Below are 24,628 nucleotides of genomic sequence, written 5' to 3' on the forward strand. Positions count from 1 at the left end.
CTCAGCCCCTCCGGCGCCCGAAGCGGATGCGCGGGTCGATGGCCGCGAGCAGCAGGTCGGACAGGAGCATGCCGACCACGGTCAGCACGGCCACGAACATCAGGATGAAGCCCGCCAGGAACTGGTCCTGCTGCTTCAGCGCCTGCAGCAGCACGGGCCCGACCGTCGGCAGGCTCAGCACCAGCGACACCAGCACGGACCCGGAGATGAGGTGCGGCAGCAGGTTGCCGATATCCGCCACGAACGGGTTCAGCGCCATGCGGAACGGGTATTTGACCAGCGCGGGCACTGGCTTCATGCCCTTCGCACGGGCCGTGATGGTGTACTGCTTCTGCAACTCGTCCAGCAGGTTGGCGCGCATGCGCCGGATCATCGCGGCGGTGCCGCCGAGGCCGATCACGATCACCGGCGCGATCAGGTGGGAGCCGATCGACTGGAGCTTCGCCATGCTCATGGGCTCCTGGTCGAACCTCGGGTCCATCATCCCGCCGATGGAGATGCCGAACCAGCGGTTCAGGTAGAAGAGCAGGATCAGCGCGAGGAGGAAGTTGGGCGTGGCCAGCCCGAGATAGCCCAGCAGCGTGGCGGCGTAGTCGCCCCACGAATACTGCCGCGTGGCCGAATAGAGCGCGATGGGGATCGCCACCACGTGCACGAAGATCACGACGGCGATGTTGACCAGCAGGGTGAGCCCGAGCGCGCCGCCCACCACGTCGTTGACCGGCCGCTGGAATTCGAAGGACCAGCCCCAGTCGCCCTGCAGCAGGCCGGAGAACCCGTTCGGACCCGGCCAGGCGCCGATCCAGATGAGGTACTGCTCCCACACGGGCCGGTCGAGGCCGTACTGGGTCCGCAGGAACTCGGCCTTGGCGACCGCCGACGGATCGCCCTGCGACCGCAGCTCGGCGATCTGGTTGCTGAGGAAGTCGCCGGGCGGCAGCTTGATGACGATGAACACCAGCGCCGAAATGGCGAGCAGGGTGAGGATCATCGTGACGCTGCGGCGCAGGATGTAGAGGATCATCCGCATGGGCCGCCTCCCGCGCTTTCCCCCGTCATTGCGAGGAGCGGAGCGACGAAGCAATCCAGGCGGGCAGGACCGCGAGCGGCCCTGGATGGCTTCGCTCCGCTCGCCATGTGGGACTTGAATGCAGCGCCGCCCATCTCACGCCTCGTAGAAGAATTCTTCGATGCGGTAGACCCCGAGCAGCGAGGTCGGCTCCCAGGAGAACAGGGCCCTCTCGGGAACGTTGCGCATGCGCTTGTTGACCACGATGGGTTGCAGCTCGCCGGCCACCGTGCCGATGGTGAACTGCTGCTCGGCGTGGATGCCCAGCATCTCGCGCCAGATCGTGGTGCTCTCGGCCTTGTCGGAGGATTGCAGCCACGCCTTGTAGAGCTGGAGCAGCCGCTTGCCTTCGTCCGTGTCCGGCTCCTCGCCCGCCTTGCCCTGAGTCTCGAACCACTGCCCCCACTTCGGCCAGGCGTAGTGCTCCTGCCGCACCGGGGCGAGCTCGGTGGGGGGCATGAGCGCGGTCGGCACCGCGTTGTCGAGCCCTGTGGAGGCGACCATCACGGTCTGGCCCGCGAAGGAGCGCTGCCGCAGGATGCTGCGGTCCTGAGGCTTCATGAACAGCTTCACGCCGATGTCGCGCCAGAACTCGGTGATGAGCTGCAGGGCGTCGATCACGTCGCCGGCCTCGCCGTCGACCTCCACAACGATCTCAAGCGTGCGCCCGTCCGGGAGGGTGCGGAACCCGGACGTGTCCCGGCCCTTGAGGCCGAGGTCGTCCAGGAAGGCGTTGGCGAGCTCCACGTTGTACTCGGCGAATTGCGTCCGGTAGCTCTCCAGGTAGAGCGGGCTGCGCGCCAGCACCGTATTGTTGCCCTCCACCCCCAGCCCGAACAGCAGCGCGTTGTTGAGGATGCGCCGGTCGATCGCGGCGGAGAGCGCCCGACGGAAACGCACGTCGCGGTTGAGGCGGCGCCATTCCGGGTCGTTCGTGTTCAGGTTGGGGTAGAGCGTGTAGATGGACCCGCGCGCATAGGGCCACAGCAGCGTCCGGTACTGCTGGACGGCCTCGCCCTCCTTCAGCACCGGCACGTCGTTCATGGAGAGCCCGCGCGCCTGCAGGTCCACCTCGCCGGCGTTGGCCTTGGCGGCGAACAGCCCGGGGGATGCGATGTCCACCAGCACGCGGTCGATGTAGGGCAGCTGCCGCCCTTCCGGGTCGACCCGGTGGAAATACGGGTTGCGCTCGAACACCATGCGCGAGGCCGGAGGCCCCACCACGATCTTCCACGCCGTCAGGGTCGGACAATCCGGGTTGCTGAAATCGTAGTCATCGTCCAGGCGGTTGTGCAGCGCCGCCCAGTTGCGCACCTTGGCGGCGGCGATCGCGCGCTCCAGCGCCTCCTTGTCGGCGTAGCGCTTGTGGAAGGCGCGCAGATAGTGCGACGGCGAGAACAGCCGCAGCGGGCGCGGCAGCGCCAGGGCAGGGAGGAAGCGCGGGTTCGGCGCGTCCCAGGTGAACTGGACGCGTAACTCGTCCAGCACCTCGAACCGGGGCAGCTTGCCGTTCACCACGAAGATCTCGGACGGCCCGCTCGGGCTCAGGTCCCGGTTAAGCGCCACGTCCTCCCAGTAGTAGCGGAAGTCCTCCGTCGTGAACGGGTGGCCGTCCGACCAGCGGTGGCCGGGCCGCAGCTTGAAGGTGAAGCGCTGGTTGCCCTCATGCGTGAAGGACTGCGCCAGGTCGGGCAGCAGCAGCAGGCTCTCGTCGTAGCCGACCAGCCGGGTGTAGCCGTTGGCCGACATGTAGCGGAGGTCGCGCGTCTTCGCGACGAGGGTCCGGATCTCGCCCCCGTAGCGCCCCAGCACGCGGTCGCGCGACGCGAACTCGGCGATATGCGGAATGAGCGGCACCCGCTCCGCCACGGGCGGCAGCCGCCCCTTCTCGACCAGCTCGGCCAGCATGGGCGCCTCGCCCAGCGGCATCTCCTGGCCCAGCGCCAGCCGCGGCCCGACCGCCGCCGCGGCGGCGGCGAGCCCGGTCTGAAGCATGGCGCGGCGGGTCTGGCTCATGACGCCGCCCTCATGGGTTCGGGGTGCGCCGGCGCGCAGGGCCGGGCGAGCGCCAGGAAGTGCTCGGGCTCCACCTCCGCCATTTCCGGCCGGGTCTCCCCGGGGACGATGCGGAACGGCTCGGGCCAGTCCGCCGGGTTGGAGAAGCCGCCGCGGGTGAGGCGGGCGAAGTCGAGCGGGTGGTCCAGGTCCGGGCTCGGCACGGCGGCGAGCAGCGCCTGCGTGTAGGGGTGCTTGGGCGAGCGGAACAGCGTCTCGCGCGGAGCCTGCTCCACGATCACGCCCCGGCACATCACCGCGATGTCGTTGGCCATGTAGTCCACGACGGCGAGATTGTGCGACACGAACAGGTAGGACAGCCCCAGCGCCTTCTGGAGATCCTTGAGCAGATTGAGGATCTGCGCCTGCACGGAGACGTCCAGGGCCGAGGTCGGCTCGTCGCACAGGATCACGGCCGGGTTGAGCGCCAGCGCCCGCGCGAGCCCGATCCGCTGTCGCTGCCCGCCGGAGAACGAGTGCGGGTAGCGGCGCATCGAGCGTTGGTCGAGGCCGACCAGCTCCAGCAGGTCCTTGACCCGCTGGAAGCGCTGGTCCTCGTTGCCCACACGGTGGATGCGCAGCGGCTCGGCCAGGATGTCGTACACGGTCATCCGCGGGTCGAGGCTCGAGAACGGGTCCTGGAACACGAACTGCACCGCCCGGCGGAAGTCCTTGAGGTCCGGCCCCTTCAGCTTGAACACGTCGCGGGGGCCGCCGCCGTCGTCGAAGCAGACCTGTCCGCAATTCGGCGCCATGGCCCGCATGATCACCTTGGACAGGGTCGTTTTGCCCGAACCGGATTCGCCCACGAGTCCGAGGGTCTCGCCAGCCCGCAGCGTCAGGTTCACGTTGGAGAGCGCCGAGACCTGCTGCGGCTCGCCCAGAAGCCCGCCCGAGCGCAGCGTGAAGGTCTTGGTCACGCCCGTGACGGCCAGCACCGTGCGCCCGTGCTGGATGGGCTCCCGCCCGCAATGGGCCGCCGCGGCCGCCGCGGCCGCGTCGATGCGGATCTCGCGCAGCGGCGTGAGCCGTTCGTCCTGCTTCATGTCGAAGTGGGGCACGGCCTTCATCAGCGCCTTGAGATAGGGGTGCTCCGGCCGGCGGAAGATGTCCGCCAGGCCGCCGCGCTCCATCACCTGGCCGCGATACATCACCACCACGTCGTCGGCCATGTTGGCCACCACGCCCAGGTCGTGCGTGATCAGCAGCACGGCCATCTGGGTCTCGGCCTGAAGCTCCTTGATGAGCGCCAGGATCTGCGCCTGGGTGGTGACGTCGAGCGCCGTGGTGGGCTCGTCCGCAATCAGCAGCGCCGGCCGGCAGATCAGCGCCATGGCGATCATGGCGCGCTGGCGCATGCCGCCAGAAAGCTCGAACGGATAGGTGTCGAGCATGCGCTTGGGGTCGCGGAAGCCGACCCGCTCGAACACCGCCATGGCCCGCTTCTGCGCTTCCGCCATGGGCACGGCGTCGTGGATGCGCAGCGCCTCGGTCACCTGGTCGCCTACCGTGTGGAGCGGCGACAGCGATGTCATCGGCTCCTGGAAGATCATGGCGATGCGCGCGCCGCGCAGCTGGCGCATCTTCTCGCTGGCGGCGTCCAGGCCGGCGATGTCGATCGTGCCGCCCCCCTCCGGGTCGCGGAACAGGATCGAGCCGTTCACAATCCGCCCGCGCTTCGGCAGGAGCCGCAGCATGGCGTTGGCGGTGACGGATTTCCCGGAGCCGGACTCGCCCACGACCGCCAGGGTGCGGCCGGCGTGAAGGTCGAACGACACGCCCCGGACGGCGTGCACCAGCCCGGCGTCGCCGTCGAAGTCGACGGCGAGGTCGCGAATTCTGACGAGCGGCTCCAACGCCTCCGGCATTCTTGGTCTCGCGGGCCCGGCATGCGGCGGTCCGGCGGACCGTCAAGCGCCAGCGTGGCCATGGTATTGTGCCCACCTGCAACTACAACGCGCAAGAACGTGGATTAGCTTAGGCCGCCACGCAAAACCTGCGTCATCGCGCTGTCACAAGCCGAAAGCCTCGCGCGCGGACACGAAGCGGGCTGCCGGCGATACCGCCAATCGCCCAAGCAGATCCTCGAGAAAGCGCCAGATCCAGCCGTCGTGCACGAGGTGGTGCGTGAGCAGGCCATAGGCCTCCTCCGGGTCGGCGCGGCCCTCGGCGAGATCTGCGGCATGGGCCGCGAGGCTGCACACGAGACCGGCCACGTCCGCCAGCCCCCGCGAGCCGCGCCAATCGATCGGGTCCAGATGCGTGTTCGCGACATAGACGCCGGGCGCCGCCCAGGCGCTTTCGCGCCGCTTGAAGGTCGAGAGCCCCCGGACGCCGATGCGCTGCAACTCGCGCGTGACGTCCGGCGCGATGCGGTTCCAGGGCGGCACGAGGATCGGCAGGAACCGCTCGCCGAACAGCGCCTCCAGCCGTTCGCGGCCGAACTCCAACTCCGCCACGACAAGAGCGGTGGGCGCATAGCCCAGCTCCTGCTTCTTGGCCTCGGGCGGGGCATGGTTGGCGTGGGCGTAGCCATGCTGCAGCACGCACGCCAGCCGATGGCGCGCCAGGATGGGGGCGAGCGCCGGCTCCACCGTGGCCGGGATCGTGGCGAGCGCCACGGGCGCGGAATGCCGCGCTGAAAGCGCGAGCAGCCGGTCGAGGGCGGGCGAGGGCGCGACGCAGTCGTCGTCCCGCCACCAGACGTCCAGCCGAAGACCCGCTGCATGGAGCCGGGCCAGCGCGCGATCCAGCCGATCCCATGCATGGGCCGTCCGCCGGGCGCGTTCGGCGGCCTGCTCCAGCGCGGCGCAGCTACATTCCGCGCCGTTCCCTCGCACGGACCACACGGGCCGGGTCCGTTGCGCCGCGCGGTCCACGGCGGCGAGCAGGCTTTGGGGCGAGAGCTCGGCCTCGGGCAGCACGTCGAGAAGGCCCGTTCGGGCGAACCCTTCCGCCCGGAGCCGTTGCTCCTTCTCCGCCCCCTGCTCAAATGGGACCACCACGGCCCGCGCTCGTGCGGCGGCGAGGTCCATGACGGTGTTGTAGCCCGCCTGGCTCACCGACACGGACGCACGCGCCAGCAGGACCGGGAAGTCGCGTCGGGCGCGCTCGACGAGCACGCGCTCGCCGCCCTGGCCGCGCAGCGCGGCGAAGTCCGCCTCAGGCACGCCATGCCCGGCCAGGATGCGCCAGGAGCGCCGCTGCGGGTCCGTGCGCGCCGCTTCGGCCGCGGCCCGGAGCAGCGGCAGTCCGGCCGCGCCGCCGCCGCCGGAGACGATGACGCCGCCGTCGTCCTCCGCCGCAGCCGCTCCCGCTTCGGCCCCATCCGACCCCACATAGCCCGTGTAGACGAGCCGGCGCGCAAGGTCCGGCTCCACGGGCCAGGACAGCTGCAGCGGGGCGGCCTCCGGGTCCCCATGGACAAGGACGAGGTCATACCAGGCGCCCAGCCGCTCCAGCGCTTCGGCCGCCCGGCCACGCTTGGAGGGCGGGTTCAGCACGTCGCGGATCGAGCAGGCTACGGCGGGGCGGGGCCGGCGCTCACGGCAGGCCTCCAGCAGGGCGAGGAACTCGCCTGCGAGCTGGCGCCTGCCGAACGGAAACAGCTCGATGACGACCACATCGGGCCGGGCCGCGTCGAACGCATCGAGAAGCGCGGCCTGGCGCCGGGCCAGGAGTTCCGGCGCGACCGGCCGGCCATGGGCGTCGAGCAGCCGGGAGAAATCGGCGTTCTCGCAATGGACGGGCTCGAGCTGAACAAGATGCAGTCCGTCCATGTCCACTGTCGGAGCCGCCTCGCCGCCGCTCGCCAGCGTCACGCGATGGCCCCGCCGCGCCATGGCGCGGGCGATGGCGGCTGTCCGGGCGAGGTGCCCGACGCCCAGCAGATGGGTCACGACGAACAGGGCCGAGAGGCTCAAGCGCTTCGCTCCAGGTGCGCCGCCCGGCCCGCCTCCAGGGCGTCCCGGAGGCGTCGAGCGGCGGCGTCGAGCCCGCGCGCGGCAAGGACATCCGCCCTGGCGCTTTCGCCAAGGCGACTCAGCCGCGCGGAATTCTGGAGGAGCGTCGTGAGCTTGTCTGTGAAGTCATTCACATTGCCGGGCTCCGCGAGCAGGCCGGTGACGCCGTCCCGGATCACCCCGGGCACGCCCCCATAGGCCCCCGCCAGGGCCGGGCAGCCGAACAGCGCCGCCTCCAGGAAAACCATGCCGAAGGCTTCGTTGACCGCCGGCCAGACCAGCAGGTCGGCCGACGCATAGGCCCTGGCCAAGGCCAATCGGTCCAACTCGCCCAGCATGGTGACGCGGTCCGCGAAGGGCCGGAACGCCGCCTCCACTTCCGCGCGCGCCGGACCGTCGCCCGCCACATGGAGAACCCACCGGTGGCCTGCCAGCAGCTCCAGGCTGGCTGCGAGGAGGCGATAGGAGGCGAGCTTGTCGCCCGGCCGCATCATGGCGACGGCGAGCAGGCGAGGGGGCGAGCCCGGCGACGTCCGCGGTCGCTCGGCCGTGGGCCATGCGTCCGCGTCCAGGAACGGAGGGAAGTCGACGAGCGCCTGCCCGGGTGGGCGAAACCGCTCCAGCATGGCCCGGTCACGGGCGTTGACGATCAGCACGGCGTCGGCCCGGTCCAGCGCGGCTTCGGCCAGCTCGTGGCCGAGTCGCCACGCGCCCCCCGCCCGCTTGGGGGCTCGGGAGCCTTCCACCACGACGTAGGGGAGGGCCAGGGCATCCGCCACGGCCGGGCCGAACACGTCCGGCGCCTTGTAATGCACATGGTAGGTCAGCACCGTGTCGGGCCTGTCCTCCGGAACCCGCCGACGCACCTCATCCACATAGGCCTGCGCCGCCCGCCGCGCCTCGTCCGACAGCCGCCGCATCAGCGCCGGATCCCCGCCGCGGTCGAACATGCGCAAAGGGCAGGGCGTCTCGACGGCGATCCCGGCCCGGTCGAGCGCCTTGAGGAGCAGGCGGGCCATCTCGCGGTCGCCGGACGGATCGGGGTGGTCCGGCGGCTTCAGCGGCGCATGGAAGATCGCGCGGGTCACGGCGCCAGCGCCTCGATGGCCCGGGCCGGCGCGGGCGGGGTTTCCTCCCCAGTCGCGCGGCCCAGCAGGGAGTCGAGTTGGTGTGCGATCGCCCCCACGCCGGCCTCGAACGAGAACGCGCGCACCCGGGCTGCGGCGGCCTGCCCCAGCCGCTCTCGCAAGGCGGCGTCGAGGATCAGCCGCTCCAGCGCCCGGGCCAGCCCGGCTCGGTCGCCCGGCGGAACCAGCAGGCCGTTGACGCCGCCGTCCACGAACTCGGGCACACCTGCGAAGGCCGTGGACAGGATCGGCAGCGCCTGCGTGGACGCCTCCATGATCACGTTGGGCAGCCCGTCCCGGTCGCCCTTGTCGCCCTCCTTGCAGGGCAGCACGAACAGGTCCGCCTCCTGCATGGCCGTGATCACTGCGTCCTGCGCCTGTCCACCCATCCAGGTGATCCGGTCGGCGAGGCCGAGCCGCTCCGCCTGCTGGCGCAGGGCGTCCTTCAGCTCGCCGGACCCGATATGGACGAAGCGCCAGTTCAACTCGGCCGGGAGGCGGGCCAGCGCGTCCAGCAGGTCGCCGTACCCCTTTTTCGCCACGGCCCGGCCGACGGACAGGATCCGCACCGGGTCGCCAGGCTCGGCCCCGGTCCGCGCCGGCCGGGTCGCGGGCGGCGCGGGGAAGCGGGACAGGTCGAGGCCATGATAGATCAGGGAGACGCGGTCGGGCGCGTCGGCCGGGGAAAGGCGGCGCAGCTCGTCCCACCCCTGCCGGGTGCAGGTCGTGCCCCAGGCCGCGTCGGCGATCTTCTCGCGCTTCTCCCAGTCGCCCGTGGTCCAGATGTCCTTGGCGTGGGCCGAGAAGCTGAAGGTGCGCCCGGTGAGCAGGCAGGCGTACCGCACCACGGAGGCCGGCGTGTGCAGGTAATGCACATGGACGTGCCGCACGGCGGGATCGAGCTCCCGGGCGAAAACGAAGGCCTGCCCCAACCGCCGCATGCGATTCGGCGTCGGATCGCGCAGGAGGTCATGCCAGAACGTCTCCAGGGCGCGCGCGAGCCCGGGAGCATTCCGGGCCGCCCACGCGCCGCGGAGCACGCGCAGCGGCTCCTCGTAGAGGTATTCGGGCAGGTACCGCGCTGGCGCCCGGATGGCGCGGTTGAGCGGATGCACGGCCTTGTCGGTGGGCCGGCGCAGCGCCCAGATCTGCAGCCGGAAACCGGCGCGCTCCAGCCCCAGCATCTCCTGGGCGATGAAGGTCTCGGAGAGCCGTGGGTAGCCCTTCACCACCACCGCCACGGGCGGCAGGCCTGCGCGCCCCCGAGCCGGGGCGGACGCCTCGATGCTCACGCGCCGGTCACTCCGCCGCGACGCCCAGAGCCCGGGCCGGGCAGGGCCGCTCGCGCGCGGCCTCGAACCAGGGCTTGGTCATGGCGCCGATCTTCACGAGCCCGTCCAGCAGGCCGGGGATCACCGCCTGCGAGGGCCGCGGCCGCGTCCGCAGCTCGCGGATGGCGCGCGCCATCTCCAGGGGGTCGCGCGTGGCGGCGGGCGCGTCCAGCCCGTCCAGCTGCCGCACCAGCCCGGCCTCCGCGGCGAACTGCGCCCGGATCGCCTGCTCCAGCCGCGGCGCCTTGCGGGGCACGATGAGGGCCGGCTTGTCCATGGACAGGATCTCGCAGAACGTGTTGTAGCCGCCCATCGCGACAACCGCCGAGGCCTTCTGCATCAGGTGCTCGATCTTCGAGTCGAAGGTGATCGCGTCCACCTTGTCCAGCCGCGCGATGCGGTCCACCAGCTGCTGCCGGGTGCTGCGCGAGATGAAGGGGCCGAACACCACCAGGGCCGGGATCGGGATCTCCGGGTCGTGCTCATAGGCAGAGATCACCCAGTCGATCAGCTCGGCGCCGTCCCCGCCCCCGCCCGTGGTGACGAGCACGTAGGGCCCTCGCGTGATCTTGGGATAGCGCGCGAACTGGGGCGAGTCGGGCAACTCGCGCCGGAGGTACCCCGTATAGCTCATCCGCGCGGTCACCTCCGCCGGCAGGTCGAATCCCCCGAGCGGGTCGTAGAGCTCCTTGAGCCCGTAGATCCAGATGTCGTCGTAGAAGTCGCAGAGCGCCTGCACCGCGCCCTTGCGGCTCCATTCCGCCGCCAGCAGCGCCGGCTCGTCCATCACGTCCCGGATGCCGAGCACCAGCCGCGAGCCGCGCGCCTTCATCATCTCCAGCGTGGGCGCGATCTCGCCCCGGAACCCGGTCGGCTCCTTGTCGACGATGATGATGTCCGGGCTCAGCGCCAGCGCCGTGTTGCGGATGATGGTCTCCCGCAGGGCCACCGCCTCGTCGAGCCCGATGTTGAGGTTGAGCGTGGTGTAGTCGCCGTTCGGCAGCTTCACCACCCCCGGCACGCGCACGAAGTCGACGCCGTTGCCGAAGTCGAAGCTGCCCACCACGGGCGAGCCGGTCACGATCATCACGGAGGCGTCTGGCGCCGAATCCACCAGCGCGTTCGCGATGGCGCGCGAGCGACGCAGGTGCCCCAGCCCGAACGTGTCGTGGCTGTAGATAAGGACGCGGGGCGACCGCGCCGCGGCGCGGGAAGCCCCAAAGGAGCCCGCAACGGGTTGAAACATGTCGACGGACTCCCGCACTGGGCTCCGGCCAGCTTGATGAGCACGGGAGAACGCCATGCGCGGTGCGAACGTTCCTTGAGCCGGGCAGGAGGACCGCTGCGCCCATCGGCTGAATGCAATCAGGGTGGCACGCCTAAGCTGTGCGAACAAGACCACCCTGAGCCGCCGCGGGATCTGTGTGGCTCATACTCTTGATGGATGTGGGGCGTTTCGCCCGCCAGTCGAGCAAGAAAATTGCAACCAGGGGTAGTTTTCACCGATCCCGATCAGAATACGTTAAATCGCGGGCGCCTAAGGTGAAGCGTCGACCCCTGGATACCCGTGATGCGCCGTCTCCTGAATCAGTTCGCGACCGACGACCGCGGCGCCACCGCCATCGAATACGGGCTGATCGCGGCCATCATCTCGCTGGTGATTATCGGCGGCTCCGGATCGATCCGTAGCGCCCTGTGGGACACTTTCAACACCATCCTGACCAGGATGGCCGCCGCGACCTGAGTCACTCCGCCGCGTCCGCGAAGCTCGTCCCCTTCAGGTTGTCCAGGCTTGAGACGATGTGCCCGGCCAGCGCGTCCGCCAGCGCCGAGCGCTCGTGCCGGTTGCGCAGGAGCCCGATCTTGCAGGAGGGCAGGGTGGGGAACCCCTCCGACGGCCCCAGCACCCGCATTCCCGGCCGCGCCGCGCTTTCGGGCAGCACCCCCACGGCCAGTCCCGCCAGCACCGCCGCCCCCACCGCGTTGGAGTTCCAGCTGGCGTAGAGGATGCGGTACGGCCGCCCGATGCGGTCGAGCCCCTCCGTCGCCGCCTGGCGCCAGTTGCAGGTCGGCCGGCCCAGCGCCAGCGGCAGCAGCGCCTCCTCGTGCACCGCGTGCCGGGCTGACGACACCCAGAGCAGCCGCTCCGTCCTGAAGATCTCAGCCGGCCCCCGGCTTTCCACATGGGTGATGATGGCGAGGTCCAGGTCGCTGGTCTGGATGCGGTCGGCCAGCATGGGCGTCGGCTCGCACACCACCGTCACCTCGACCTTCGGGTTCGAGTGCGAGAACCGCGCCAGGATCTCCGGCAGGTAGCGCTCGGCGTAGTCGTCCGGCACGCCCAGCCGCACCCGCCCCGCCAGCTCAGCGTCCGCGAAGCTCGCCAGGCACTCGGCGTTGAGCCGCAGGATGCGCCGGGCGTAGTCCAGCAGCCGCTCCCCGTCCTCGGTGAGGCGCGAGGCCCGTCCGTCGCGCTCGAACACCGGCTTCCCGAGCCGCTCCTCCAGCCGCTTCATCTGCATGGAGACGGCCGACTGGGTCTTGTGCACCACGTCCGCCGCCTTGGTGAACGATCCCGTGTCCGCGATGGCTACGAAGGTCTTGAGCTGGTCGGTGTCCAGGAGGTGCATGGCGGAACCCGCGCGCCGGATGACGTGTGCGTGACAATGATCTGTTCTGTTGATGGCGTCCATCAGAAACATTCGTTTCACTAATGATCGTGGCGCGCGTACATCCGTCGCATGGGACGCGAAGGTCGCGACCCGTTCAGCAATGATCCCACCAGGGGTGACCAGACCACAGGAGAGTACGATGACGTCCCCGGCGCCGCAGGTTTTCGCAACAGCCGACATGCGCGCCATCGCGCTGGTCGAGCGCGTGGCGTCCGCCTGGAAGCGCTGGCGCAACCGCCGCCAGGTCGCGGCGCTGCTCTCCCTGGACGAACATTTGCTCGCCGATCTCGGCGTGGCCCGCGGCGACGTCTTCGAGGCGCTCAGCGGCCCTGCGATGGGCGACGCATCGGCCGCGCTCGGCGCCTGCGCCGCCCGCGCACGCCAGAACGAGACCATGCGCCTGCGGGAAAGCCTTCGATCGGCTCGGGTTCTGAACCTGACCCGACCGGCGGCGGCCCCGCAGTCCGCCCCCGCCGCGACGGGCCATCGCGCCGCGTGATCGATCCGACTTCGCGGATCGCGTGACCCCCTCCCGCGATCCGCCCCTGAGGCCCCGTCTCCCCCGGCGGGGCCTCCTTTCGTTTGCGCCTCAAGATCTCGCCCAGTCGTTGCGAGGTCAGGGCCAGGCTTGATCGGCCTCCCCCTCCCCTTGTGGGAGGGAATGAGGCTGGGGGGCGCCTCCGATCTCTGAAGCAAGACCCCTACCCCTGGCCTCTCCCCACAGGGGGAGGGGGAAGCGTCAGGACGCTCGAAACCGTGCAGCCTAGGCCTGTCCCCAATCGCCCAACGTCGCCTGCACCAGCGCCAGCGCCGCCACGGCCGCCGTGTCGGCGCGCAGGATGCGCGGCCCGAGCGACACCCGCAGCACGCGCGGCAGCCGCAGCAGGGCCGCCCGTTCCTCCTCCGAGAAGCCGCCCTCCGGGCCGATCAGCACCGCGGCGGGCCCGCGCGGGGCCCCCTTCAGGGCCGCGATCGGATCGGCGATGGGCGCGTCCTCGTCGCAGAAGATCATCAGCCGTTCCGCCGGCCACGCGCCGAGGAGGCGCTCGAACCGGATCTCCTCGGCCACCTCGGGCACGGCCAGCACGCCGCACTGCTCGGCCGCCTCGGTCACGTTCGCCCGCATGCGCTCCAGGTTCACCCGCGACACCTGCGTGTGGCGCGTCAGCACGGGCTGGATCCGCCCCGCGCCCATCTCCACGGCCTTCTGCAGCATGTAGTCGAGCCGCGCATGCTTCAGCGGCGCGAACAGGTAGTGCAGGTCCGGGGCCGCCGGTTGCGGCCGCGTCTGCTCCACCACGTCCAGGACGGCGGCTTTCTTGGACCCCCCGGCGAGGCGCGCCAGGAACTCGCCGTCCCGGCCGTTGAACAGCAGAACGCGGTCGCCCTCCTGCATGCGAAGCACGTTCAGGAGGTAGTGCGACGGCTCGCGCTCCAGCGTCGCGGGCGTTCCAACCGCAAGCGGGGCGTCCACGAACAGGCGATGCGCGCGGAAGTCATAGGCGGCCAAGACGCGTCTCCTCTCGTTGAGCGCCTGTCATAAGCGGCGCGTGGCCGGATTTCAGCCGCTTTCTCCGTCTAGGCGGGCGTGCAGGACGTGGGGAAAGCTCTCGTGCCCTTCGCCGGCGGGACCCACCGGGCGTTGCGCCCGCTTGTCTCATGCTGTTAAGGAACGTCGATGTTGAACGGGGGACGAAGCATGGTCTCGGCTGATTCGCGTGCTTGCAGGACGATGCGCATCGCAGCGGCGGCGCTCGGCGCGGCGCTCGTGATGGGCGTCGCCTCGCCTTCCTTCGCCCAGGCGCCCGCCGAGTGCGCGGCCATCGGCCCTATGCTGAAGCAGCGCGGGGAACTCCTCCAGCGCGTCCAGGCGTTCCACAAGAAGAAGCCCACCGCCGTGGAAGCCTGCTCGGTGTTCTCCAACCTGGCCGCCAACGGCTCCAAGGTGATGCCCTGGCTCAAGGCCAACCAGGACTGGTGCCACGTGCCGCCGGAGGTGGCGCAGAACATCGGCGCCCAGGAAGCGGCGGTGAACAAGGCCAAGGCCAACGCCTGCCAGGCCGCGGCCACCCAGAAGAAGATGGAAGCCCAGGCCAAGAAGGGCGGCGGCCAGGCCCCGGGCCTGTTTGGCGGCGGCGACGACGTGGTCGGCGGTCCGATCAAGATGCCCCAAGGGGCGCTGTGAGCCCACAGGCGGCGGGGGACGGTCAGGTCCTCCCTGACGCGCCCCGCGGCAACATCGTCGACAGCTATGCGCCCCCTTCGTGGCGGCCCTACCTCCGGTTGGCCCGCATCGATCGGCCGATCGGGTGGTGGCTGCTGCTGCTGCCCTGCTGGTGGTCCTCCGCGGCCGCGGCGGCCAGCGACCCGGCGGCGGGGCCGCTCTCCGTCTGGCATCTCGCGCTGTTCTGGATCGGCGCGGTGGCCATGCGCGGGGCTGGCTGCACCTACAACGACATCGTCGACCGCGACCTCGACCGGCAGGTGGAGCGGACGCGCAACCGCCCCATTCCCTCGGGCCAGGTGACCACCCGGCAGGCGGCCGCCTTCCTGGCGGCCCAGTGCCTCGTCGGCCTTGCCGTCCTGCTGCAATTCAACCGCTTCGCCGTCGTCACGGGCTTCGCCTCGCTCGTCTTCGTGGCGATCTACCCCTTCATGAAGCGGGTCACGTCGTGGCCCCAGGCCATGCTGGGCCTGGCCTTCGCCTGGGGCGGGTTGATGGGCTGGGCGGCCCACGAGGGCGCGCTCGCCCTCCCGGCCTTCCTGTTCTACGCCTGCGCCATCGCGTGGACGATCGGCTACGACACCGTCTACGCCATCCAGGACCTCGAGGACGACGTCATCGCGGGCATCAAGTCGACCGCCCGCATGTTCGGCGCCCACGCCCGCGAGGCCGTCGGGGCCTTCTACGCCATCACGATCGCGCTCGCCGCCGCCGCGGTGCGCAGCGCGGAACTGGGCTGGCTGTCCTACCTCGGCCTTCTCGCCTTCGCGGCCCACCTGGCCTGGCAGATCCGCCAGATCCGCGGCGCCGACAGCGCCCGCGCCCTGCGCCTGTTCCGCTCCAACCGCGACGCCGGCCTCCTGTTTTTCGCCGGCCTGGCCCTCGACGCCCTCTCCCGCAGCCTCTAGCGCCCGGGCGCGCCGCCGACACCCTCCGACGCTCCACCCGTCCTTGCGAGGAGCGCAGCGACGAAGCAATCCAGGACAGGTCGGCGTGCGCCCCCTGGATCGCTTCGCTGCGCTCGCGATGACGGTAGGAACGACGTCCACTCGCGCGCAGCGCCACCCTCCCCTGGAGGGGAAGGGTCGCCGCGCAGCGGCGGGGTGGGGTGAAGGCTGGGCAAGGAACGCGACGGCGCAGGCATTCGGCCGTGAAAGCCCGCGCCCTCGCCCGGCGCGGCGCCACCCCACCCCGCCGGCCTCCGGCCGACGACCCTCGGGTCAAGGCCGAGGGCAGGCTCCTCCCCCTCAAGGGAAGGGCGCGGCGCTTCGCGCCGTCTGAAGCCCGCCACCCAGCCCCCGTCCTTGCGAGGAGCGCAGCGACGAAGCAATCCAGGACAGGTCGGCGTGCGCCCCCCTGGATCGCTTCGCTGCGCTCGCGATGACGCTAGGAGCGATACCAGCTCGCGCGCAGCGCCACCCTCCCCTGGAGGGGGAGGGTCGCCGCGCAGCGGCGGGGTGGGGTGAAGGCTGGGCAAGGAACGCGATGGCGCCGGCTTTCCGCCCTTACCGCGCCAGGAACTCCGGCACACGGCGGATGGCGTCGGCGCGGCCAGCCGGGTTGGTGCCGGCCCGGGCCTCGCCCGTGTCGGAGGCCGAGAAGGCGATTCCCCGCCGGGTGACGAGGGGCAGGTGCGGATGGTCGAAGTCGTGCACCGCCTCCGGATAGGTCACGATCGTGGCCTCGCGCCCGGCCGCCTTGGCCTGCTCGACCAGCCGCTTGCAGGCCTCCGCAGGAGTCCAGTCGTCATCTGCGCCGATCAGCACGAGGAGCGGCGCGCGCGGCTTGTAGTGGCCGCTCTCGGCCAGCGTGCGGCAGCCAGGGTAGAACGTCACGGCGCGGGCGAAGTCGGGGCCAGCGCCCATGGCGGCGCGGCTGGTCTTGCCGTCGCGGATCGCGTAGAGCGCCGTGGTGGCCCCATTGGACCAGCCCAGGATGTTCACGGCGTCCGGCTTGACGTAGGGCTGAGCCTGCAGCCAGCGCCGGGCGACATGGGCGTCCGCCTGCCGCTGGTGGCTCGGCCGCACGACGCGGTCGCGGTTGCGGCATTGGGGCCCCAGGGCGCGCGGACCGTAGCTGTCGGGCATCAGCACCACGAAACCCTGGGCCGCGAGGCGCTCGCCCCAGTCGGCGTCGCGCGGGGCCACCTTGCCGTTGCGCAGGAACAATCCGCCGCAGCCGTGCAGAGCCACCACGGCGGGAAAGGGGCCGTGCCCCTCCGGCTTGTAAAGCGCGGCGGCGAGCACCACGTCCGAGCCGTGGATGCGCACCCGTTCCGGCGCCCCCGCGCGGGCCGGGGTCAGGCCGAAGCAGCCGATCAGGAGCGCCGAAAGCGCGGCGACGAGGCGCATGAGGTTTCCGAAGCTTGGATGGCGCGGCGCGCTGGAGTAAACAGCGCCTATTGTCCCCGTTCGCCGCACGTCCGCAAGTCGAGTAGGAGTGATGCCTGTGCTGAACCGTTTCGAACGTCGCGGCCCCATCCAGGGCGAGGCGGTGGTGGAGTTCCTCGACGGGGACTTCCGCGTGGTCAAGCCGGGCGCCTTCGTGCGCTGCGCCGTGACGAAGCAGCCCATCCCGCTCGACGAGCTGAAATACTGGAACGTGGACCTGCAGGAAGCCTACGCCACCCGCGAGGCGGCGCTGGAGCGGCTGGGCGTCACGCGGAAGGCCTGAGCGCCGGCCGCCTAAGCCGCTCGGCCAGGAGCCTTCCGAGCGCGGCGGGGTCGCGAAACTCGAGCGTCACCGGCAGCGCCACGATGTCATGCTCCTCGCCAGGCGCGAGGAGGCCGGACACCCTGACCCAATCCTTGGTCGTGGTGACGGGCCTGAGCCCCTTGCGGCGCGCCCGCGCCAGCAGGGAGGCCACCTCGGCCCGGGTGAAGGGGTGGTGGTCCGGAAAGGCCATCTCCTCGGCCACGAGCACGCCTGCGGCCCGCAATGTCTCGAACATCTTCTCCGGACGGCCGATGCCCGCGAAGGCCAGGACCTTGCCGCGCCTGAGCGCCGCGACCGTGCGCGAGTCGGGCGCGATGTCGGCCTGCAGCACGGGAAGGCCCCGCGAAGCGGCAAGCCGGCCCACCTCCGCTCCCGGCGCGCCGGGGCCGACCACGACCACCGCATCCACGGCGTCCAACTGGGTCTCCAGCGGAGCCCTCAGTGGGCCTGCCGGAAGGCACAGGCCATTGCCCACTCCGAAGCCGCCGTCGACAACCGCCAGGCGAAGATCCTTGGCCAGCGACGAGTTCTGCAGCCCGTCGTCCATCACCACGACGTCGCCCAGGGCGGCAGCCAGTCGGGCCCCCTCCACCCGGTCGGGAGACACCACCGTCGGGGCCCGCCGGGCCAGCAGAAGCGGTTCGTCGCCGGTCATGTCCGCCCGGTGCCGGTTGAGGTCCACCCGGGTCGGCTCGCGGATTGCGCCGCCGTAGCCCCGCGACAGGAAGGCGGGGCGCCGCCCCTGGGCCGCGAGCGCGTCCGCGAGGGCCAGCGCGGTCGGCGTCTTGCCGGCGCCTCCGGCTGTGAAATTGCCGATGCAGACCACGGGCGCTTCCGCGCGGACCCCCTCCCGGCGCATGCGCCGGGCCGTCACCGCGCCGTAGATCGCCCCTAGGGGCGCAAGCAGCCGAGCGGGGAGCCCGCGGGTCCGCCAGAAGGCGGGAGCCCGCATCAGCGCGCCTCCAGGTGCATCTGCATGAGATAGGGCTCGACGGCCGCCATGGTGCGCTCCACGGCCCCCCCGAAGGAATCGACGGTGGCTGCGGCCGCGCGGGCCATGCGCCGCAGGCGCTGGCCGTCGCCGAGGAGGCGCATCAGCGTGTTCGCGAGCTGCTGGGCGTCGGGAATCGCCAGGGAGCCGCCGTCGCGGTCCAGGGCGGCGTAGACGTCGGCGAAATTCTGGACGTGGGGGCCGTGCAGGATCGCCGCGCCCAGCTTCGCGGGCTCGATCGGGTTCTGGCCGCCGTCGCCCACCAGGGACTTGCCCACGAACACCACCGGGGCTACCCGGTAGAAGAGCCCCAGTTCGCCCATGGTGTCGGCGACGTAGAATTCCACGCCGCTGTCCGGCTCCAGCCCCTTCGAGCGCTGGGCGGCGCGCAGCTCGAAGTCGCCGGCGATCTCGGCGATTTCGTCGCCCCGCACGATGTGGCGGGGCGCCACGATGGTGAGCAGGCCCGGGAAATGGGGCGCGATGGCGCGGTGGACCGCGGCGGCGATCTCCTCCTCGCCCGGATGGGTGGAGGCGGCGACCCACAGCGGCCGGCCCGCCACGAGGCCGCTGAGCGCCGAAACGCGCAGCGGGTCGGCCGGGGGCGGCGGCGTGTCGAACTTCAGGTTGCCGGCCACCCCGACCCGCGGCGCGCCCAGGCGGGCGAGCCGGTCCGCGTCCGCGGGCGTCTGGGCCAGGCACAGGTCGATGCGCGACAGCACGGCCTCGATCATGCCGCCGAAGCGCTGCCAGCGCCGGAAGCTGCGCTCGGACATGCGGGCGTTCACCAGCACGAGCGGGATGCCGCGCTCGTCAACCTCCACGAGCATGTTGGGCCAGAGCTCCGACTCGGCCACGAGCACCAGGTCGGGCGCCCAGTGGTCGAGGAAGCGCCGCACATAGGCGGGCACGTCCAGGGGCACGAACTGGTGGAACGCGCCCGGGGGCAGGCGCCGGTCGAGCAGGCGCGCGGACGTGACCGTGCCCGAGGTCACGAGCACGTTGAGCCCGCGCTGGGCCAGGCGCTCCACGAGCGGGAGCATGGACAGGGTCTCGCCCACGCTCGCGCCGTGCAGCCAGGCGAGGCGCCCGGGCGGACGCCCGAGGCTGGGCTCGCCCCGGCGCTCGCCGATGCGCGTGCGCTCCTCCTTGCCCCGGCGCGCGCGCTGCTGCAGGAGCACGCGCGCGAACGGCCCGAACAGGCGCGTGCCCAGCGCGTAGGCGCGCAGCGACAGCGGACGCGCGCTCATGCGGCGCGCTCCCGCGGCCGCAGGGCCGCGCCCGGGTCCGCGCCGCCTACGCGCGCGTACGCGCGTGCGTGCACCCGGTCGAGCTCGCGCTCGAGCGCCGCGCGCGCCGCCTCCATGTCCGCCTCGCCCGCGTCGCGCGCGACGCGGATGGGCTCGCCCACGGCCACGACCCCGCGCCCGAACGGCAACCCGATCGACGTCCGGTCCCAGTTGGAGAGGGTCATGCGCCGGCTGGTGACCACGGCCGCGGGCAGGATGGGCCGGCCGGACATGCGGGCCAGCGTGATGATGCCCAGCCCCGCGATCCGGGCCTTCTTGGGGATGTCCGCGGTGAGCGTGACGTTGTCGCCCGCCTCCAGGGCGCGCAGCATCTCGCGCAGCCCATGGACCCCGCCGCGCTTGTGCATCTTGGAGGGCTTGCCGCCCGAGCCCCGAATCGGCCGGATCCCGAAGGCCTCGCAGGCGGCGGCGTTGATGCCGCCGTCGCCATGGCGCGAGATCAGCACGGCGTAGCGGTCCTGCGGACGCTTGCCGAGCGGGATCATGAAATGCTGCCCATGCCACAGGGCGCAGATGAACGGCGCCTCCGCGTCGAGCCGCTCGAACAGGTCCGGCGGGTCCACGTCGAACCGATTGGTGCGGCCCACCAGCCGCAGATACCCCGCCAGAAGCCGTCCAACGGCTGTCTGGACGGCGCGCGAACGTCCGATCCTGTTCAACATGGGCGCATGCGGGGGAAGCGCGCCTCAGCGCGCCGCGGCCTCGCCGGAGCCGCTGGTCGGATCGAGCAGCCGGTGCAGGTGCACGATGAAGTAGCGCATGTGGGCATTGTCGACCGTGGACTGCGCCTTGGCCTTCCAGGCCGCGTGAGCCGACGCATAGTTCGGGAAAACGCCGACGATGTCGAGCTTGGAGAGATCCCGGAACTCGGTTCCTTCCAGGGAGACGAGTTCCCCGCCGAACACGAGATGCGGGAGCTGCTTGGCGGGCGTTTCGGTCATGATGGGCGTCCTCGGCGATACGGAGCAGTTGCGGGTGGCGAGGGGGCGGGGGTCTCGGGAGCGGCTATAGCCCTGCGATGGCGTCCTTGTGGCCGGCCGCGCGGGCGACCGGTCCGGCGGCCAGCATCCGGGCCAGGTCGGCCGCAAGCGCGCCGGAGGCCGCCACGATGGGTTCGTGAACCGTGGAGGGTCGGTTGTAGGCAGGTGGTTGGCCGGACGTGGTCTGCACCACGGCCCCGGACGCGGCCACGATGGCGTGGGCGGCGGCGAGGTCCCAGTCGTGGGCGCGGCCGCTGGCCAGCGCGCCGTCAACGGACCCCTCGGCGACATGCACCAGCCGGTAGGCCAGCGAGTGGATGCGCGGCATGCGCTGGAACGGCGTCCTGGCCGCCTGCATGGCGTCGAGGATCGGCCCGGGCCCGGCGATGCGGGCGCGTTCGACCGTAGCGTGCCCGGTGGCCCGGATCTCCATGCCGTTTCGCAGGGCCGGACCGCCGGGCAGGGCCTCGTACATGACGTCCTGGACAGGAGCGTAGACGAAGCCCGCGACCGGCGCCCCGTCCTCCACCAGCCCGAGCGCGACCGTCCAGTCCTTGTCGCCCCGCGCGAAGGAGCGCGTGCCGTCGATGGGGTCGACCACCCAGACATGCCGTCGGCGCAGGCGTGCGGCGTTGTCCGCAGTCTCTTCCGAGAGCCATCCGAAGGCCGGGGCGATGTCGGTCAGCCGCTTCTTCAGGAAGCGGTCCACCGCGAGGTCTGCTTCGGTGACAGGGGAGCCACCCTCCTTGTAGCTCACGCCGGCCGAGGTCTTCCCGCCATGGCGGAAATAGCCCAGCGCGATGCGCCCGGCCTCGATGGCGGCGTCGCGGGCGGCGTCCAGCGCGCCTAGCGGAATGGAGCTCGGCTCGTGGGCCATGGATCATCCGGTCTGGGGGGCGAGGGTCTTCTAGCCCCGTTGCTGCGATGCGGCAAGCCGCGGTTCAGGTAATGGATGCTCAAGGAAAACGCGCGTTAACCCGTTTGGATCACCGCGTTAACCACGCCCTTTAAGCGATTCCCAGATGGCTGCCGGCATCCTCGCAGGCAAGTGAGCGGACCCAAAAACAAACGGGCCGCCAACGTCTTGGGAGACGTCGATGAACAGGTTTCAGGAGCTGGCCGGCGCCGCGGGCCGCGCACAGCGGCTCGCGGCCGCAGCCCGCCACGGGGCGGTGATCGTGGGTCCGCTCGGCGCCATGCTGCAGACTGGGCCCACCGCAGCCCGCCGTACGGTTGCGGCGCAGGCGCGCGGGGTGCTCCTGTCCCAGAGCGAGGTGCCCGGCGACTTCTACGACATCAGCCTGGTTTACTCCGACGGCCGCACCCCTCAGGTGCTCGCCGCCGCCCAGGACGACGCCGCCGTGGTGGCTCATTGGCGCCGCACCGCCATCGAACTCGGGCTGCCTCTGATGGTCCAGCGCCAGGACGGCGAGATCCTCCAGCCCTACCAGAACTGCGGGGCCGTCATGATGGGCCCCTTCCGCTACCGCCGCCGCACGGCCACCATCAGCCGCCGCCGCCCCCGCTTCCTCCAGCGCCGCAAGACCACTTGCCTGCCCGAGCGCCCCGTGGTGCTGAGCAAGCGGGAGTTCGTCGAAAGGCCCTGACGCCGGCGCTTACGCCGTCATCGCGAGCGCAGCGAAGCGATCCAGGGGCGGACGCCGATCTCTCCTGGATTGCTTCGTCGCTGCTCTCCTCGCAAGGACTGGCGTGGAAAGCGAGGCGGGGCTGCGGCGCTAGCCGGCGGCGCTGCGCTTCTTGCCGAGGAAAGGCGCCATGCCCTCGCGGGCGAGGCCGTCGACCATCTCGTTTTCCGTATGGCCGGCGTGGCCCTTCACCCAGTGGAACTGGACGGTGTGCTTCGCCCGGGCCGCGTCGAGCTGCTGCCACAGCTCTGCGTTCTTCACGGGCTTCTTGTCGGCCGTCTTCCAGCCGTTCTTTTTCCAGCCGTAGATCCAGGACGTGACGCCCTGCCGGACGTACTGGCTATCCGTGTAGAGATCGACCACGCAGGGGCGCTTCAAGGCTTCCAGCGCCATGATGGCGGCCATCAGCTCCATGCGGTTGTTGGTGGTGAGCGGCTCGCCGCCCTTCATGATCTTCTTGTGGTCGCCAGAGACGAGCAGGGCGCCCCAGCCGCCCGGGCCAGGATTCCCGCTGCAGGCGCCGTCCGTGTAGATCGTGACCTTGTCGGCCTGGACGTTCTGCGCCGTCACGCGGCCCTCCCGTAGTCGGCCGCGCTCGCGGCGCGCTCGTGGAAGCGGAGCTTGCGGTAGTATTCGAGCGGGTCCTTGGGGCGCACGAGCGCCCCAGGGGGCACGTTGAGCCAGTCCACCAGCCGGGTCAGCATGAAGCGCAGCGCCGCGCCGCGGCACAGGATGGGGAGGGCCTCGACCTCGCGCGGCTCCAGCCGGCGCACGCGCTCGTAGCCCGTGATCATGGCCTGACCCTTGGTGAGGTTGTAGGAGCCGTCCGCCTCGAAGCACCAGGCGTTCAGGCAGACCGCGAGGTCGTACGCCAGGGCGTCCGTGCAGGCGAAGTAGAAGTCGATGAGGCCCGACAGGGTTTGGCCCAGGAAGAACACGTTGTCCGGAAACAGGTCGGCGTGAATGACGCCGTCGGGCAGCCCGGTCGGCCAGTCGCGCTCGAGCGCGGCGAGCGCATTGGCGGTGTGCTCGCGCAGGCCGGGGGTGACCGTGTCCGCCCGGTCCTGCGCCTGCTCGAACAGCGGCCGCCAGCCCTGCACCGAAAGGGCGTTGACGCGCCGCATGGGGAAGTCGGCCCCGGCGAGGTGGAGGCGCGCCAGGGCTTCGCCGACCGCGTGGCAGTGGCCGACCCCGGGGCGGCGCACGCCCATGCCGTCCAGGAAGGTCACGATGCAGGCCGGCCGGCCGGCGAGCCGTCCCAGAGCCTCGCCCTCGCGATTGCGCACCGGCACCGGGCAGTTGAGCCCGCCGGCCGCGAGATGCTGCATGAGGCCGATGAAGAAGGGGAGGTCCTCCTCCTTCACCCGCTTCTCGTAGAGCGTGAGGATAAAGAAGGCCTTCTCCGTGTGGAGCAGGTAGTTGGAGTTCTCCACGCCCTCCGCGATGCCCTTGGCGGCCAGCAGGCCGCCAATGTCGTAGCGGGCGACGAAAGCGGAAAGCTCCTCGTCGGAGACGTCGGTGTAGACGGCCACCGGCCTACTCCGCGGCTGCGCCGCGCAATTCGCGCGGCAGGGGGAAGAAGACGCTCTCGTCGGCGGTGGAGACGGTCTCGACCGTCACGGCGTAGCGCTCGGCGAAGGCGTCGATGATCTCCTCGACCAGCACCTCGGGCGCCGATGCGCCGGCGGTGACGCCGAGCGCCCGGATGGCGCCGAACAGCGACCAGTCGATGTCCTCGGCCCTCAGCACCAGGCGCGACACCGGGCAGCCAGCCCGCTCGGCCACTTCCTTCAGGCGCTGCGAGTTGGACGAGTTGGGCGAGCCCACCACGATCATGGCGTCCACCTTCGGGGCCACGACCTTCACGGCCTCCTGCCGGTTGGTGGTGGCGTAGCAGATGTCTTCCTTGTGCGGGGCGACGATGGCCGGGAAGCGGGCGCGCAGGGCGTCCACGATCTCGCGGGTGTCGTCCACGGAGAGCGTGGTCTGGGTGACATAGGCCAGCGTCTGCGGATCGGGCGGCGCGAGCGTCGCCACGTCCGCCACGGTCTCCACCAGCAGCACGGCGCCTTGCGGCAACTGGCCCATGGTGCCGACCACCTCGGGGTGGCCGGAATGGCCGACCAGCACCACGGTGCGGCCCTTCTTCCAGTGGACCTCGGCCTCGCGATGAACCTTGGTGACGAGAGGGCATGTGGCGTCCACGGCGAAAAACCGGCGCTCGGCCGCCTCGGCCGGAACGGACTTCGGAACCCCGTGGGCGGAGAAGACCACCGGGGCGGTCGTGTCCGGGATCTCGGCGAGCTCGTCCACGAAGACAGCGCCCTTCCGGCGCAGGCCCTCGACCACGTATTTGTTGTGCACGATTTCGTGCCGCACATAGACCGGCGGCCCGTAGAGCCGCAGCGCCTGCTCCACCGCGTCGATGGCCCGCACGACCCCGGCGCAGAACCCGCGCGGGGCGCACAGCAGCACGGTCAGGGGCGGCTTGTCGGGGCTTGGGGTCACGGAAAGGGAAGCGTCGGCCATGCCGTCCTTGTGGGGGC

General features: G+C 71.1%; 24 protein-coding genes. 6 read left to right on the forward strand and 18 right to left on the reverse strand.

From position 1 onward, the window contains the following. Position 1: 1 nt before the first annotated feature. The 7 genes from SLNSH_RS12670 to SLNSH_RS12700 form a co-directional block, all read right to left on the reverse strand. Positions 2-1,024 (reverse strand): ABC transporter permease, encoded by a 1,023-nt coding sequence (locus tag SLNSH_RS12670; protein ID WP_106337450.1) that lies wholly within the window; start codon positions 1,022-1,024, stop codon positions 2-4. Positions 1,025-1,165: 141 nt separating this feature from the next. Continuing rightward, positions 1,166-3,085, reverse strand: coding sequence for an ABC transporter substrate-binding protein (locus SLNSH_RS12675; protein ID WP_245422314.1), 1,920 nt, complete (start codon positions 3,083-3,085; stop codon positions 1,166-1,168). Beyond that, positions 3,082-4,992: an ABC transporter ATP-binding protein gene (locus SLNSH_RS12680; protein WP_106337368.1), complete on the reverse strand. Its 1,911-nt coding sequence runs from the start codon at positions 4,990-4,992 to the stop codon at positions 3,082-3,084. The genes SLNSH_RS12675 and SLNSH_RS12680 overlap by 4 nt, the downstream gene beginning before the upstream one ends. Before the next feature lie 144 nt (positions 4,993-5,136). Further along, positions 5,137-7,047: a glycosyltransferase gene (locus SLNSH_RS12685; protein ID WP_106337369.1), complete on the reverse strand. Its 1,911-nt coding sequence runs from the start codon at positions 7,045-7,047 to the stop codon at positions 5,137-5,139. After that, positions 7,044-8,174, reverse strand: a complete 1,131-nt coding sequence (locus SLNSH_RS12690) for a glycosyltransferase family 4 protein (protein ID WP_245422316.1) — start codon at positions 8,172-8,174, stop codon at positions 7,044-7,046. Before SLNSH_RS12690 ends, SLNSH_RS12685 begins: the two co-directional genes overlap by 4 nt. Continuing rightward, on the reverse strand, positions 8,171-9,463 hold the full coding sequence (locus SLNSH_RS12695) for a glycosyltransferase family 4 protein (RefSeq protein ID WP_425352996.1): 1,293 nt from the start codon (positions 9,461-9,463) through the stop codon (positions 8,171-8,173). Before SLNSH_RS12695 ends, SLNSH_RS12690 begins: the two co-directional genes overlap by 4 nt. 49 nt (positions 9,464-9,512) lie before the next feature. Beyond that, the gene (locus tag SLNSH_RS12700) at positions 9,513-10,790 is read right to left on the reverse strand and encodes a glycosyltransferase family protein (protein ID WP_106337454.1); all 1,278 of its coding nucleotides are present in this window, start codon (positions 10,788-10,790) and stop codon (positions 9,513-9,515) included. Positions 10,791-11,114: 324 nt separating this feature from the next. Here SLNSH_RS12700 and SLNSH_RS12705 point away from each other — a divergent pair, with 324 nt between their 5' ends. Next, positions 11,115-11,288 carry a Flp family type IVb pilin gene (locus SLNSH_RS12705; protein WP_106337370.1) on the forward strand — a complete coding sequence of 58 codons (174 nt, stop codon included), beginning with the start codon at positions 11,115-11,117 and terminating at the stop codon, positions 11,286-11,288. Position 11,289: 1 nt separating this feature from the next. Here SLNSH_RS12705 and SLNSH_RS12710 read toward each other — a convergent pair whose 3' ends face one another. Further along, a complete protein-coding gene (locus SLNSH_RS12710) occupies positions 11,290-12,174 on the reverse strand; it encodes a LysR substrate-binding domain-containing protein (RefSeq protein WP_106337371.1) in 885 nt (294 codons plus the stop codon). 181 nt (positions 12,175-12,355) lie between these two features. On the opposite strand from SLNSH_RS12710, the gene SLNSH_RS12715 reads away from it, so the two are divergent. Further along, the gene (locus SLNSH_RS12715) at positions 12,356-12,715 is read left to right on the forward strand and encodes a DUF1127 domain-containing protein (protein WP_158266750.1); all 360 of its coding nucleotides are present in this window, start codon (positions 12,356-12,358) and stop codon (positions 12,713-12,715) included. A 264-nt stretch (positions 12,716-12,979) separates the two neighbouring features. Here the strand turns inward: SLNSH_RS12715 and SLNSH_RS12720 are convergent, their stop codons facing one another. Then, the gene (locus SLNSH_RS12720) at positions 12,980-13,726 is read right to left on the reverse strand and encodes a 16S rRNA (uracil(1498)-N(3))-methyltransferase (protein ID WP_106337373.1); all 747 of its coding nucleotides are present in this window, start codon (positions 13,724-13,726) and stop codon (positions 12,980-12,982) included. 222 nt (positions 13,727-13,948) lie between these two features. Between SLNSH_RS12720 and SLNSH_RS12725 the strand changes: the two genes are divergently transcribed. Both SLNSH_RS12725 and ubiA read left to right on the forward strand, forming a co-directional pair. Then, the gene (locus SLNSH_RS12725; RefSeq protein ID WP_106337374.1) at positions 13,949-14,401 is read left to right on the forward strand and encodes a hypothetical protein; all 453 of its coding nucleotides are present in this window, start codon (positions 13,949-13,951) and stop codon (positions 14,399-14,401) included. Then, positions 14,398-15,348 carry a 4-hydroxybenzoate octaprenyltransferase gene (ubiA, locus tag SLNSH_RS12730; RefSeq protein WP_106337375.1) on the forward strand — a complete coding sequence of 317 codons (951 nt, stop codon included), beginning with the start codon at positions 14,398-14,400 and terminating at the stop codon, positions 15,346-15,348. Before SLNSH_RS12725 ends, ubiA begins: the two co-directional genes overlap by 4 nt. Before the next feature lie 597 nt (positions 15,349-15,945). Here ubiA and SLNSH_RS12735 read toward each other — a convergent pair. Continuing rightward, complete coding sequence (locus tag SLNSH_RS12735) at positions 15,946-16,791, reverse strand: dienelactone hydrolase family protein (RefSeq protein WP_106337376.1); 846 nt, start codon at positions 16,789-16,791, stop codon at positions 15,946-15,948. Positions 16,792-16,891: 100 nt separating this feature from the next. Here SLNSH_RS12735 and SLNSH_RS12740 point away from each other — a divergent pair, with 100 nt between their 5' ends. Beyond that, complete coding sequence (locus SLNSH_RS12740) at positions 16,892-17,113, forward strand: DUF2093 domain-containing protein (protein WP_106337455.1); 222 nt, start codon at positions 16,892-16,894, stop codon at positions 17,111-17,113. On the opposite strand, the gene lpxK is transcribed toward SLNSH_RS12740, so the two are convergent. The 5 genes from lpxK to SLNSH_RS12765 form a co-directional block, all read right to left on the reverse strand. Further along, a complete protein-coding gene (lpxK, locus tag SLNSH_RS12745) occupies positions 17,097-18,107 on the reverse strand; it encodes a tetraacyldisaccharide 4'-kinase (RefSeq protein ID WP_106337377.1) in 1,011 nt (336 codons plus the stop codon). The genes SLNSH_RS12740 and lpxK overlap by 17 nt on opposite strands. Continuing rightward, entirely contained in the window at positions 18,107-19,396 is a 1,290-nt protein-coding gene (locus SLNSH_RS12750; protein WP_106337378.1) for a 3-deoxy-D-manno-octulosonic acid transferase, read from the reverse strand. The genes lpxK and SLNSH_RS12750 overlap by 1 nt, the downstream gene beginning before the upstream one ends. Next, the gene (locus SLNSH_RS12755) at positions 19,393-20,118 is read right to left on the reverse strand and encodes a lysophospholipid acyltransferase family protein (protein WP_106337379.1); all 726 of its coding nucleotides are present in this window, start codon (positions 20,116-20,118) and stop codon (positions 19,393-19,395) included. Before SLNSH_RS12755 ends, SLNSH_RS12750 begins: the two co-directional genes overlap by 4 nt. A gap of 24 nt (positions 20,119-20,142) precedes the next feature. After that, complete coding sequence (locus SLNSH_RS12760) at positions 20,143-20,397, reverse strand: DUF4170 domain-containing protein (protein WP_106337380.1); 255 nt, start codon at positions 20,395-20,397, stop codon at positions 20,143-20,145. A gap of 64 nt (positions 20,398-20,461) precedes the next feature. Then, on the reverse strand, positions 20,462-21,313 hold the full coding sequence (locus SLNSH_RS12765; RefSeq protein ID WP_106337381.1) for a 3'(2'),5'-bisphosphate nucleotidase CysQ: 852 nt from the start codon (positions 21,311-21,313) through the stop codon (positions 20,462-20,464). A 220-nt stretch (positions 21,314-21,533) separates the two neighbouring features. Here SLNSH_RS12765 and SLNSH_RS12770 point away from each other — a divergent pair, with 220 nt between their 5' ends. Then, a complete protein-coding gene (locus SLNSH_RS12770; protein WP_106337382.1) occupies positions 21,534-22,043 on the forward strand; it encodes a DUF6101 family protein in 510 nt (169 codons plus the stop codon). Positions 22,044-22,172: 129 nt separating this feature from the next. Here the strand turns inward: SLNSH_RS12770 and rnhA are convergent, their stop codons facing one another. From rnhA to ispH, 3 genes are read right to left on the reverse strand one after another with little or no spacing between them, the layout of a single operon-like run. Beyond that, on the reverse strand, positions 22,173-22,652 hold the full coding sequence (gene rnhA / locus SLNSH_RS12775) for a ribonuclease HI (protein WP_106337383.1): 480 nt from the start codon (positions 22,650-22,652) through the stop codon (positions 22,173-22,175). Continuing rightward, complete coding sequence (locus tag SLNSH_RS12780; protein ID WP_106337384.1) at positions 22,649-23,614, reverse strand: homoserine kinase; 966 nt, start codon at positions 23,612-23,614, stop codon at positions 22,649-22,651. Before SLNSH_RS12780 ends, rnhA begins: the two co-directional genes overlap by 4 nt. Positions 23,615-23,618: 4 nt before the next feature. Then, the gene (ispH, locus tag SLNSH_RS12785; RefSeq protein WP_106337385.1) at positions 23,619-24,611 is read right to left on the reverse strand and encodes a 4-hydroxy-3-methylbut-2-enyl diphosphate reductase; all 993 of its coding nucleotides are present in this window, start codon (positions 24,609-24,611) and stop codon (positions 23,619-23,621) included. Between the last annotated feature and the right edge of the window lie 17 nt (positions 24,612-24,628).

The organism is Alsobacter soli (assembly GCF_003004785.1).
GTDB classification, from domain to species: Bacteria; Pseudomonadota; Alphaproteobacteria; order Rhizobiales; family Beijerinckiaceae; genus Alsobacter; species Alsobacter soli.

Bases quoted from the DNA above. Each gene is read 5' to 3' on its own strand.
- SLNSH_RS12670 (WP_106337450.1), bottom strand. From the start codon at position 1,024: ATGATCCTCTACATCCTGCGCCGCAGCGTCACGATGATCCTCACCCTG.
- SLNSH_RS12675 (WP_245422314.1), bottom strand. From the start codon at position 3,085: ATGAGCCAGACCCGCCGCGCCATGCTTCAGACCGGGCTCGCCGCCGCC.
- SLNSH_RS12680 (WP_106337368.1), bottom strand. From the start codon at position 4,992: ATGCCGGAGGCGTTGGAGCCGCTCGTCAGAATTCGCGACCTCGCCGTC.
- SLNSH_RS12700 (WP_106337454.1), bottom strand. From the start codon at position 10,790: ATGTTTCAACCCGTTGCGGGCTCCTTTGGGGCTTCCCGCGCCGCGGCG.
- SLNSH_RS12705 (WP_106337370.1), top strand. From the start codon at position 11,115: ATGCGCCGTCTCCTGAATCAGTTCGCGACCGACGACCGCGGCGCCACC.
- SLNSH_RS12710 (WP_106337371.1), bottom strand. From the start codon at position 12,174: ATGCACCTCCTGGACACCGACCAGCTCAAGACCTTCGTAGCCATCGCG.
- SLNSH_RS12715 (WP_158266750.1), top strand. From the start codon at position 12,356: ATGACGTCCCCGGCGCCGCAGGTTTTCGCAACAGCCGACATGCGCGCC.
- SLNSH_RS12725 (WP_106337374.1), top strand. From the start codon at position 13,949: ATGCGCATCGCAGCGGCGGCGCTCGGCGCGGCGCTCGTGATGGGCGTC.
- SLNSH_RS12735 (WP_106337376.1), bottom strand. From the start codon at position 16,791: ATGCGCCTCGTCGCCGCGCTTTCGGCGCTCCTGATCGGCTGCTTCGGC.
- lpxK (WP_106337377.1), bottom strand. From the start codon at position 18,107: ATGCGGGCTCCCGCCTTCTGGCGGACCCGCGGGCTCCCCGCTCGGCTG.
- SLNSH_RS12750 (WP_106337378.1), bottom strand. From the start codon at position 19,396: ATGAGCGCGCGTCCGCTGTCGCTGCGCGCCTACGCGCTGGGCACGCGC.
- SLNSH_RS12755 (WP_106337379.1), bottom strand. From the start codon at position 20,118: ATGTTGAACAGGATCGGACGTTCGCGCGCCGTCCAGACAGCCGTTGGA.
- SLNSH_RS12760 (WP_106337380.1), bottom strand. From the start codon at position 20,397: ATGACCGAAACGCCCGCCAAGCAGCTCCCGCATCTCGTGTTCGGCGGG.
- SLNSH_RS12765 (WP_106337381.1), bottom strand. From the start codon at position 21,313: ATGGCCCACGAGCCGAGCTCCATTCCGCTAGGCGCGCTGGACGCCGCC.
- SLNSH_RS12770 (WP_106337382.1), top strand. From the start codon at position 21,534: ATGAACAGGTTTCAGGAGCTGGCCGGCGCCGCGGGCCGCGCACAGCGG.
- ispH (WP_106337385.1), bottom strand. From the start codon at position 24,611: ATGGCCGACGCTTCCCTTTCCGTGACCCCAAGCCCCGACAAGCCGCCC.